We start from the raw sequence: 11,545 nt of genomic DNA, 5'->3' as shown, positions 1-11,545 counted from the left end.
TAGCCTAGCAGGGGCTGGCGCAAAGCGTGGACCAGGTCACGGCAAAACCGTGCTGCGCTTGACACATTTGGCGCCGGCTGGGATATAAGCTGTCATTCTGCGGGCTTCCCGGAGGCCCGTATTGCCAGGGACAGCATCGTTATGGGGAGTGAGATGGACGACAACAGCCTGGCCGGCTTGCGGGTCATGGTCATCGACGATTCCAAGACCATCCGGCGCACCGCCGAGACCCTGCTCAAGAAGGAGGGCTGCGAGGTCGTGACCGCCACGGACGGTTTCGAGGCCCTGGCCAAGATCGCCGACCACCAGCCCCAGATCGTCTTCGTCGACATCATGATGCCGCGCCTGGACGGCTACCAGACCTGCGCGCTGATCAAGAACAACCAGATGTTCAAGCAGACGCCGGTCATCATGCTTTCCTCCAAGGACGGCCTGTTCGACAAGGCGCGCGGCCGCATCGTCGGCTCCGAGCAGTACCTGACCAAGCCCTTCACGCGCGATGAGCTGCTCTCGGCCATCCGCAAGTACGTGCCGGCGGGCTGAGGGCGGCATGTCCAAGTCGTCCGCCAGCTCCAAGCGCGCCACGCCCTTCGAGGTGCTGCTCGACTACGAGCAGCGCTCGCTCTCGCACGAGGCGGGCCGCCCGGAAATGATCGAGGCGCCGGGCCACTGGCGCGGCGTCGGTTTCCGCCTTGGCCAGCGCCGCCTGGTGTCGTCCTTCGACGAAGTGGTCGAGATCCTGGCGCTGCCGGCGGTCACCCCGGTGCCCGGCTCGCAGCCGTGGATGCTGGGCGTGGCCAACGTGCGCGGCAGCCTGCTGCCGGTGGTCGACCTCAAGATGTTCCTCGAGGGCGAGCGCACCGTGGTGCACGAGGGGCAGCGCGTGCTGGTGGTGCGCCAGGCTGGCGGCAACGTCGCGGTGATCATCGACGAGCTGTTCGGCCAGCGCACCTTCAACGACACCCACCGGGCCGACTCGCCCGGCGACGTGTCCGGCCGCTACGGCCATTTCGTCGGACAGGCCTACCGCCTGGCCGACCAGACCTGGGGCGTGTTCAACATGTCTTTGCTGACGCGCACCCCCGAATTCCGCCAGGCCACCGCATAAAGTGGCAGTACAAGCACACCACCGACTTTGCAGTTCTTTTTTCAGGGGATGAGGTTCAGTCATGAGCACTAATTCGCGCTCGATCACCGACAAGTTCACGAGCTACGGCATCCGCTTCTGGGCCTTTATCCTCATCGTCTCGCTGATCGTGTTCGGCGTGAACTTCGTCTACAGCAGCTACCTCAGCAACCAGGAAAGCAACGCACAAGGCCTCACGGCCGACCTGCAGGTGCTCTCCCAGCAGCTGGCGAAGTACTCGCAGGAGGCGGTCGACGGCAACGCCGACGCCTTCGCCGAGTTCAAGGCCACCAAGTCGCGAATCGACCAGATCGTCGCCGCCCTGCGCGACGGCAGCGCCACCGAGGGCGTGCCGGGCTACGAGGGCGACCCGACCGCCCCGGGCGTGTCGAGCGCGCTCGAGAAGGTGACCCAGACCTGGACCCCGATGGCCCAGGCGGCCGACACCATCACCGCCGCCGAGGAACAGGTGCTCAACCTCGCCGACACGGCCGGCCAGTTCATCGGCCGCGTGCCGCGCCTGGCCTTCCAGCTCGACGAGGTGGTGCGCTCGCTGTCCGACGCCAACGCCCCGGCCTCGCAGATCTCCATCGCCAACCGCCAGATCGTGCTGGCCGACCGCATGTCGCGCCGCGTGACGGAAATCGTCGCCGGCGGCGAAAACACCGTCTCGGCGGCCGACGCGCTCTCGCGCGACGCCACCGTGTTCGCCTCGGTGCTGCAGGGCTTCCGCGAAGGCAACGCCGACGCCGGCATCCAGCGCATCACCAGCACCGCCGGCGTGAACAACCTGGCCGCCGCCGAGGCGCTGTACGCCGACGCCCAGGCCGACCTGGACATCGTGCTGGGCGCGTCGGCCGACCTGGCCGAGGTGCAGGCCGCCGCCACCCAGATCTCCGAGGAGTCCAACGTCCTGCTCGAGAACGCGCAGGCGCTGTTCACCAGCTTCGACAACATCAACTACCAGCGCCTCTTCCCGAACAACTACTTCGCCATCGGCAGCGCCATCGGCATCATCATCGGCCTGCTGGGCCTGCTGGCCACCATCTTCCGCGACGTCAACCGCCGCGCGGCGACCACGCAGGAACTCAACCAGCGCAACCAGGAAGCGATTCTGCGACTGCTCGACGAAATGGGCGCGCTCGCCGAAGGCGACCTGACCGTCAAGGCCACCGTCACCGAGGACATCACGGGCGCGATCGCGGACTCGATCAACTTCACCGTCGACGAGCTGCGCCGACTGGTGGGCACCATCAACGAGACCGCCGTGCAGGTGGCCGCCTCGGCCCAGGAGACGCAGGCCACCGCCATGCACCTGGCCGAAGCCGCGGAACACCAGGCGCAGCAGATCACCAGCGCCTCGGCGCAGATCAACGAAATCGCGAGCTCCATCGACGAGGTGTCGAAGAACTCGGCCGAATCGGCCGACGTGGCCCAGCGCTCCGTGCAGATCGCCGCCAAGGGCGCCGAAGTGGTGCGCCAGACGATCCAGGGCATGGACAACATCCGTGACCAGATCCAGGAGACCTCGAAGCGAATCAAGCGACTGGGTGAAAGCTCCCAGGAAATCGGCTCGATCGTGGAACTGATTAACGACATTTCGGAACAGACGAACATCCTCGCGCTCAACGCGGCCATCCAGGCGGCCTCCGCCGGTGAAGCGGGCCGCGGCTTCGCGGTCGTGGCCGACGAAGTGCAGCGACTCGCCGAGCGCGCCTCGAACGCGACCAAGCGAATCGAGGCCCTGGTGCAGACCATTCAGTCCGACACCAACGAAGCGGTGAGCTCGATGGAGCAGACGACCGCGGAAGTGGTGGCCGGTGCCCGCCTCGCCGAGGACGCGGGCCTCGCGCTGGGCGAGATCGAAAAGGTGTCCAACGACCTCGCCGACCTCATCCAGAACATCTCCCAGGCGGCCCGCCAGCAGTCCACCGCGGCGACCAACATCACGGCCACCATGAGCGTGATTCAGGAGATCACCACCCAGACCTCGCAGGGCGCGAACCAGACCGCCGAGTCGATCGGAAACCTGGCGCAGCTGGCGGCCGACCTGCGTCGCTCGGTCGCCGACTTCAAGCTGCCGGGTTGATCCGACCCGGCGCGCCCCTGGCCACATACCGGCGCGCGCGTCCCCCCGGACGCCGCCGCCTTGACAGGACCTCGGCATGAGGCTGCACGAAAACATCGATTTCACCACGCTCACCTGGGTCAAGCCCGAGCTCGACGAGACGCTGCGCCAGGCGCGCCAGGCCCTGGAAGCCTTCGTCGAGGAAGGCGAGGACCCGGGCCAGCTCAAGTCCTGCGCCAACCTGCTGCACCAGGTGCAGGGCACCCTGCGCATGGTCGAGCTCTACGGCGCGGCCATGGTGGCCGAGGAAATGGAGCAGCTGGCCAAGGCCCTGGTCGAGGGCCGCGTGCCCGACCGCGACACCGGCTACGGCGCGCTCATGCGCGGCATCGTGCAGCTGCCCGACTACCTCGAGCGCCTGCAGTCCGGCCACCGTGACATCCCGATCGTGCTGCTGCCGCTGCTCAACGAGCTGCGCGAGACGCGCGGCGAGAAGGGCCTGTCCGAGGCGGTGCTGTTCTCGCCCGACCTCTCGCGCCCGCTGCCCGCGTCCGCCGCGGGCCCGGCCGCGCCGCTGGCCGCCGAGGAACTCAGGCGCCGGGCCGATACCCTGCGCGGCCTGTTCCAGTCGGCGCTGCTGCGCTGGCTCAAGGACGACAACAGCGCCAACACCATCCGCGACCTCACCGACGTGTGCGAGCAGCTGGTGCCGATCACCGACGCCGAGCACGCGCGCCGCCTGTTCTGGGTCGCCGCCGGTACGCTCGATGCGCTGGCCAAGGGTGCCTTCGAGGCCAGCAAGCCGCTCAAGCAGGCGCTGGCCAAGGTCGAGCAGGAGATCAAGCGCCTGGGCGAGGGTGGCGACGCCGCCTTCCGCAACGCCCCGCCGCTGGAGCTGACCCGCCAGCTGCTGTATTTCGTCGCCCACGCGCCCACCGAGGGTGGCCGCATCGGCGAGATCCGCGAGGTCTTCGGCCTCGGCCAGTACATGCCCAGCGAGTCGGAGCTGGCGCACGCCCGCGGCAGCCTCAGCGGCCGCAACAAGGCGCTGCTGTCCACCGTCGCCGGCGCCATCAAGGAAGACCTGCTGCGCGTCAAGGACGCGCTCGACCTGCACCTGCGCTCGCCCGAGGCGCCCGCCGCCGACCTGGGCGAGCAGGCCGAGGCGCTCGACCGCGTCGCCGACACGCTCGGCATGCTGGGCCTGGGCGTGCCGCGCCGCGTGGTCCAGGACCAGCGCACCGCCATCCATGCCATCGCCAGCGGCGAGCGTCCGGCCAACGAGTCGGCCCTGCTCGACATCGCCGGCGCCCTGCTTTACGTGGAAGCCTCGCTCGACGACCAGGTCGCCCGCCTGGGCGAAGCCGAGGCCGAAGAAGCCCCGGCCGCCGACGGCGCCGCGCCTGCGCGCCAGCTGCCCGGCAGCGAGGCGCGCGCGGTGCTGGAAGTGCTGGTGAAGGAGGCGATCGCCAACTTCGCCCAGGCCCGCCAGTGTTTCGTCGCCTTCGTGGAAACCCACTGGGACCACGCCCAGCTGGCGGACGTGCCGCGCCTGCTCGAGGAAGTCGGCGGTGCGCTGCGCATCCTCGAGATCCAGGAGGCGCCCGAGTACCTGGTCGCCGTCCGCCGCTTCACCGAGAACGAGCTGCTGCGCCGCCGCCGCGTGCCCAACGGCCAGCAGATGGACCGCCTGGCCGATGCGCTGGCCGGTCTGGAGTACTTCCTCGAGGCCGTGCGCGACCGCCGGCCCAAGCGCGACCAGATCCTCGCCATCGCCCGCCAGAACCTCGAGTCGCTCGGCTACTGGCCGCTGCCGGCCGAGGACCTCAGTCCGCCGGCCGCCGCCGTGCCGGTGGCCGCCGCACCCGTCGCCGTGGCGCCGCCCGCGCCGGTCGTCGAGGCCGCGCCCGAGCCCGTCGTGGAGCCGGAGGTCGAGCCGGCCCCGGTGTTCCAGGCGCCGGAACCGGAGCCGGAGCCTGCCGCCGAAACCGCGTTCGACGCCTTCGCCTTCGAGGCCACCGCCGAGCGCGAGCAGCCGCCCGCGCCCATGGAAGCCGCGCCGGCCCCGGCTGCGCCCGTGGCCGCCGGCCTGCCGGTCATCCCCGGTTTCGACGGCGCCAGCGACGAGATCGACGAAGAAATCCGCGAGGTGTTCCTCGAGGAATTCCAGGAAGAAATCGGCAACCTCGAACAGCTCCTGCCCACCTGGCGCAAGCAGCCCGACAACATGGAGCAGCTGCGGCCGATCCGCCGCGTGTTCCACACGCTCAAGGGCAGCGGCCGCCTGGTCGGCGCCAAGACCCTGGGCGAATTCAGCTGGAAGGTCGAGTCCATGCTCAACCGCGTGCTCGACGGCACGCGCCCGGCCACCCCGGCCGTGGTCTCGCTGATCGAGAACGCCTTCAACACGCTGCCGCTGCTGCGCGCTGCCCTGCAGGGCGAGTCGGTGCACGCCGACCTGGCCGGCATCGAGGCCGTGGCCGACCGCGTCGCCGCGGGCGAAGAAACCTTCTACAGCCCGCCCGCCGCCGAGCCGATGCTGGCGCCGGTGGCCGCCGCGCCCGTGGCGCCGCAGGCAGCGAGCTCGGACTTCCCGGAATGGAGCGGCGCCGCGCCGGTCCAGGTCGAGGCCGAGCCCGTGGCCGCGCCGGCCGCCTCCGGTTTCGCCATCGACCCGGTGCTGTTCGAGATCCTCAAGCCCGAAGTGGCCGGCCACCTCGAAACGGTGGATGCCTGGCTGGCGACCTGCCTGTCGCGCGGCCCGCAGCCGGTCACCGACCCGCTGCTGCGCAGCGTGCACACCATGAACGGCGCCTTCGCCATGACCGAGGTGACCACGCTCACCGCGGTCACGTCGCCGCTGGAGGGCTACCTCAAGCGCGCGCTCGCGGCCCATGAGGTTCCGTCCGCCACCGGCGTGGCGGTCGTGGCCGACGTCAGCGCCGCCATCCGCGAAGTCATCAACCTGCTCGAGCAGCCTTCGCCGCAGCTTCCCTCGTTCCCGGAACTGACGGCCCGCGTCATCGCACTGCGCGACGCGCTGCCCGAGGCCAGCCTGCCCTCGGTGCCGATGGCGCCGGAGGAAACCACGGCCGAACTGCCCAGCGCGGTCACGCTCGAGGCCCCCGACCTGTCGGGCCTGCCGGTGTTCGGGGAGCCGGCTGCCGAAGCGCCCGCCGCGGAAGTGCCCGCTGTGGAAGTGCCCGCCGCGGAAGTGCCGGCCGACGAGCCGGAGGTCGAGCGCGTGTCGCTCGATGCCTTCCTGGCGGCCCCGGCCGCGCAGGACGAGGCGCCCGCGTTCACCATCAGCGAAGCCGAGCCCGAAGTGGCCCTGGGCGCCGACGACATCGCCGCCGCCGAGGCGGCGCTGATGGCCGCCGCCGAGCAGGCCGCGCGCGAAGCCGCGGAAGCCGAAGCCGCCGCCGCGGCGGAAGCCGCCCGCCTGGCCGAGGAAGCGCGCCTGGCCGAAGAGGCCCGCGCCGCCGAAGAAGCGCGCCTGGCCGAAGAAGCCCGCGCCGCCGAGGAAGCGCGCCTGGCCGAAGAAGCCCGCGCCGCCGAAGAAGCGCGCCTGGCCGAGGAGGCCCGCGCCGCCGAGGAAGCGCGGCTGGCCGAAGACGCCCGCGCCGCCGAAGAAGCGCGCCTGGCCGAAGAGGCCCGCGCCGCCGAGGAAGCGCGCCTGGCCGAGGAAGCCCGCGCCGCCGAGGAAGCGCGCCAGGCCGAAGAGGTCCGCGCCGCCGAAGAAGCGCGCCTGGCCGAAGAAGCCCGCGCCGCCGAGGCTGCGGCCGAGGCCGAAGCCGCCGCGCTTGCCGCGGTCCAGGCCGGCGACGATTTCTACGGCATGTCGCTCGAGGAACTCGAGGCCGCCACGGCCCCGGGCGCCAGCGAGGGCGAAGCCGAAGTCAGCGAGGAAGCGCCGGCCGCCCCGGTGGCCGAGCCCCTGCCGGTCGACGAGTTCGCGCCGGACGAAATCCTTGCCGGGGACCTCGTCGCGGAAGAAATCCCGGCCGAAGAAATGGCTGCGGAGGAAATCGCCGCCGCTGACTTCGTCACCGAAGACTTCGCTGACGAGGAACCGGCCGCCGAAGAATCTGCCATCGAAGCGCCCGTGGCCGAAGCGCCGGAAGCAGTCGTGCCGGTCGTGGAAGAGCCCGCCGCTGCGCCGGCGCGCATCGAAGTGCCGCTGGCCGTCGACGCCGAGGACCCGGAGGCCGCGCTCGACGTCGCCGAACTCGACGAAGACCTGCTCGACATCTTCCTCGAGGAATCCGGCGACCTGCTCGACCACTCCGACGGCCTGCTGGCCAGCCTGCGCGACAACACCCAGGACCGCGAGCTCGTGGTCGGGCTGCAGCGCGACCTGCACACCCTCAAGGGTGGCGCGCGCATGGCCGGCATCTTCGCCATCGGCGAGCTGGGCCATGCGATGGAGTCGCTGCTCGAAGTGGTCGCCGAAGGCCGCCGCGAGCTCGACCCGACCGGCGTCACGGTGCTCGAACGCGCCTTCGACCGCCTGCACGTGATGGTCACCCGCGTCGGCGAGCGCAAGGCGATCGCGCTGCCGGCCAATCTCATCGCGCAGATCGACGCGCTGGCCAAGGGCAAGCCGCTCGAGGCCGCCGAGGCCGCCCCGGCCGACGCCGCGCCCGAAGCGAAGCCCGCCGCCGCGGCCGAGGCCCCGCGCCAGACCGCGCTCGACCGCAAGGCCGCCGAAGCCGAGGAGGCCGCGCTCGTGCGTGCCCTGCAGGCCGCCAGTGGCGCCGGTGCCGGCGGGCTGGCCCCGCTCTCGGCCCCGATCGAGGGCCTGGGCGAGGAGGAGGAAGGCGGCGGCGTGCGCGCCCCGCAGGAGCAGGTGCGCATCCGCGCCGACCTGCTCGACCGCCTGGTGAACTACGCCGGCGAGGTCGCCATCTACCGCGCCCGCCTCGAGCAGCAGCTCGGTGCCTTCCGCAGCAACCTCGGCGAACTCGGCGCCACCACCACCCGCCTGCGCGAGCAGCTGCGCAAGCTCGACATCGAGACCGAGGCGCAGATCATCGCGCGCTACCAGCGCGAGGGCGACACCAGCGAGGAGACCTTCGATCCGCTGGAGCTCGACCGCTTCACCACCCAGCAGCAGCTCTCGCGTTCGCTCGCCGAATCCGCGGCCGACCTGACCTCGCTGCAGGGTTCGCTCGACGACCTCGTGCGCCAGTACGAAACCCTGCTGCTGCAGCAGTCGCGCGTCAGCTCCGACCTGCAGGAAGGCCTCATGCGCACGCGCATGGTGCCCTTCGACGCGCTGGTGCCGCGCCTGCGCCGCGTGCTGCGCCAGTCGGGCAGCGAAACCGGCAAGCAGGTCAACCTCAAGGTCGATGGCGCCAGCGGCGAAATGGACCGCAACGTGCTCGACCGCATGACCGCGCCGCTCGAGCACATGCTGCGCAACGCCGTCGCGCACGGCCTCGAGACCCCGGCCGACCGCAAGAAGGCCAAGAAGCCGGAAGAGGGCACCGTCCGCATCCAGGTGCTGCGCGAAGGTTCGGAAGTCGTGCTCAAGGTCAGCGACGACGGCCGCGGCCTGGACAAGGAGGCCATCCGCAAGAAGGCCATCGAGCGCGGCCTGCTCAAGCCCGAGGCCGAGGTCTCCGACGCCGCGCTGTACGGCTTCATCCTCGAGACCGGCTTCTCCACGGCCGCCTCGGTCAGCCGCCTGGCCGGCCGCGGCGTCGGCATGGACGTGGTCTACAGCGAGATCCGCCAGCTCGGCGGCACGCTGAGCATCGAGTCCGAACAGGGCAAGGGCAGCATCTTCACCATCCGCCTGCCGTTCACCCTGGCGGTCACCCAGGCGGTGTTCGTCAAGATCGGCGAGACCAGCTTCGCCGTGCCGATCGCCTCGGTGCAGGGCGTGGGCCGCATCGACCGCGCCGAGCTCGACAAGCAGCTGGCCGGCGAGAACCCGAGCTTCATGTACGCCGGCGAGCCCTACGCCATCCACGACCTGGGCAACCTGATCGGCCACGCGCCGGCCAAGGCCCAGGACAGCCTGCAGATGCCGCTGCTGCTCGCCCGCTCGGGCGACCTGCGCGCCGCCATCTGCATCGACCAGGTGCTGGGCAGCAAGGAAATCGTGGTCAAGCCGGTGGGCCCGCAGGTCAACTCGATCCCGGGCATCTTCGGCGCCACCATCATGGGCGACGGCCGCGTGGTGGTGATCCTCGACGTCGCGCCGCTGGTGCGCCGCCAGGCTTCGGTCGACCACGCCGCCGCCGTGGCCAACGCCGCGCCGGCGCCGGCCGCCCACCGCGTGCCGGTGGTGATGGTGGTGGACGACTCGATCACGATGCGCAAGGTCACCGGCCGCGTGCTCGAGCGCCACAACTTCGAGGTCATGACCGCGAAGGACGGCGTGGACGCCATCGAGAAGATGGCCGAGCGCATCCCCGACCTGATGCTGCTCGACATCGAGATGCCGCGCATGGACGGCTACGAGCTGGCGCAGAACATGCGCTCGGACGCCCGCATGAAGGACGTGCCGATCATCATGATCACCTCGCGCACCGGCGAGAAGCACCGCCAGCGCGCCTTCGACATCGGCGTGAACCGCTACCTCGGCAAGCCTTACCAGGAGGTCGAGCTCATGCGAAACGTGTTCGAGATGCTGGGCGTGGAGCCGGTCAATGGCTGAGGCCGCGGTCCGCGTCGCCCTGCTGGCCCGCCCGGGCGAGGCCCGCGAGCAGCTTCGCCGCGCGCTGGCCGAACTCGGCGCGCAGCTGGTCGCCGAGGGCGATCCGTCCGAGCTCGACCCGGGCGACGTCGCCGGCCAGTCGCCCAACGTGGTGCTGGTGAGCCTGGAGCCTGCCGTCGAGGACGCGCTCGATCGTTTCGACGAGCTGCTCGCCCGCCCCGGCGTGGAAGTGATGTACGACGACGCCGAGGTCACCCGCCAGCTCGACGGTTGGGACCTGGCCCGCTGGGCGCGCCACCTGGCCGCCAAGCTGGTCGGCTCCGACCTGCTGCCGCCGCCACCCGGCGACGCCGACCTGCTGCCCGAGCTCGACCTCTCGACCATGGAACCGGGCGCGCCGCCCACGCCGGCCCAGGAAATGGCCGATGCGCGCCTGGAAGACTACGCCGCCGAGTCCATCGACCTCTCCGAGTGGGTGCCGACCGAGCCGCGCCTGTCCGATGAACCCGATGCCGCGCCCGCCGTCGCCGACGCACCGGCCACCGACGAGCCGGTGATCGAACTCGACATCGACTTCGAAAGCCTCGAGCAGGCGCTCGGCGCCGGCCAGGCCGCCCCGGAGGAGGCTCCGCCCGCCGCCGCGGAACCGGCGGACGAGCTGGAGCTCGACATCGACCTCTCCGCGCTGCCCGAGGAAGGGGCGCGCATGGTCGTGGCCGACGAGCCCGAGTCCACGTTCAGCGAAGAACCCCTGCTGGCCGACCTCCAGCTCACCGACGAGCCGGTGAACTTCTCCAGCTTCAGCGACGACGAAGCCGCCGCCGTCGAGTCGCTCGACGACGACGTGGCCGCGCTGGCCGCCCAGCTCGAGGCCTTCGAAGCGGAAGACCAGCGCGAGGCCCCGCGCGACCCGGACTTCGCCATCGCCTTCGACGAGCCGGCCGCGGCTCCCGCCGCCACCCCGGCCGCCGCGGCGCCCGCGGCGGCGCCGTCCTTCGGCAGCAGCTTCGGCAACCTCGAGCTGGCGCCCATCGACGGTATGCCGCCCGACCAGCCCGTGGAAGTGGCCTTCGTGCCGCCCTCGCGCGTCGAACAGCTCTCGCGTGGCCTGAGCCTGGCCGATGCCAACGCGGCCCCGACGCAGAAGATCAACGCCGGCGCGCTGCTGGTGCTGGCGGGCCTTGGCGGGCCCGACGCGGTGCGCCAGCTGCTGGCCGCGCTGCCGCCGAGCCTGCCGCTGCCGGTGCTGCTCTACCAGCACCTCGACACCGGCCGGCACGACCGCCTGGTGGACCAGCTCGCCAAGGCCAGCCAGATGCCCATCGACCTGGCCGCGCCCGGCAAGCTGGCCTACCCGGGCCGCGTGGCCGTGCTTGCGCCCGGCGTGGGCGCCAGCAGCGTGGAGGGCAACCTGCAGTTCATCGAAGGCGGCGACCTGCAGGGCGTGATTGCTGCGCTGCCCGCGGCCGAAAGCGGCGTGCTGGTGCTCAGCGGCGCCGACGTGGCGCTGGTGCCGGCGGTGCTGGCCATCCATGCCGCCGGCGGCCTGGTGATGGCCCAGGACCCGTCCGCCTGTTTTGATTCCGCCGCCGCCCAGGCCGTGGTCCAGGAAGGAGCCGGCGCCGACGCGCCCGCCGCCCTGGCCGCGCGCGTGGTCGAGCGGTGGCACTGATCTGATTTCCGG

Annotated in this window: 5 protein-coding genes; all 5 read left to right on the top strand. The window is 71.2% G+C overall.

Features of this window, described 5'->3' with window-relative positions:
- The first annotated feature begins 153 nt into the window (after positions 1–153).
- Positions 154–543: a twitching motility response regulator PilG gene (gene pilG, locus ABS41_RS07220; protein WP_290592377.1), complete on the top strand. Its 390-nt coding sequence runs from the start codon at positions 154–156 to the stop codon at positions 541–543.
- A 7-nt stretch (positions 544–550) separates the two neighbouring features.
- Positions 551–1,108 carry a chemotaxis protein CheW gene (locus ABS41_RS07215; RefSeq protein ID WP_290592375.1) on the top strand — a complete coding sequence of 186 codons (558 nt, stop codon included), beginning with the start codon at positions 551–553 and terminating at the stop codon, positions 1,106–1,108.
- 61 nt (positions 1,109–1,169) lie between these two features.
- Positions 1,170–3,215 (top strand): methyl-accepting chemotaxis protein, encoded by a 2,046-nt coding sequence (locus ABS41_RS07210; protein ID WP_290592373.1) that lies wholly within the window; start codon positions 1,170–1,172, stop codon positions 3,213–3,215.
- Positions 3,216–3,291: 76 nt separating this feature from the next.
- The gene (locus ABS41_RS07205; RefSeq protein ID WP_290592371.1) at positions 3,292–9,861 is read left to right on the top strand and encodes an Hpt domain-containing protein; all 6,570 of its coding nucleotides are present in this window, start codon (positions 3,292–3,294) and stop codon (positions 9,859–9,861) included.
- Entirely contained in the window at positions 9,854–11,533 is a 1,680-nt protein-coding gene (locus ABS41_RS07200) for a chemotaxis protein CheB (protein WP_290592369.1), read from the top strand. Before ABS41_RS07205 ends, ABS41_RS07200 begins: the two co-directional genes overlap by 8 nt.
- The last annotated feature ends 12 nt before the right edge of the window (positions 11,534–11,545 follow it).

The sequence above is a fragment of the Arenimonas sp. SCN 70-307 genome, assembly GCF_001724815.1.
Classification (GTDB): Bacteria; Pseudomonadota; Gammaproteobacteria; order Xanthomonadales; family Xanthomonadaceae; genus Arenimonas.
The sequence above is the reverse complement of the archived record's forward strand: the minus strand, read 5'-3'. Positions and strand labels throughout refer to the sequence as shown.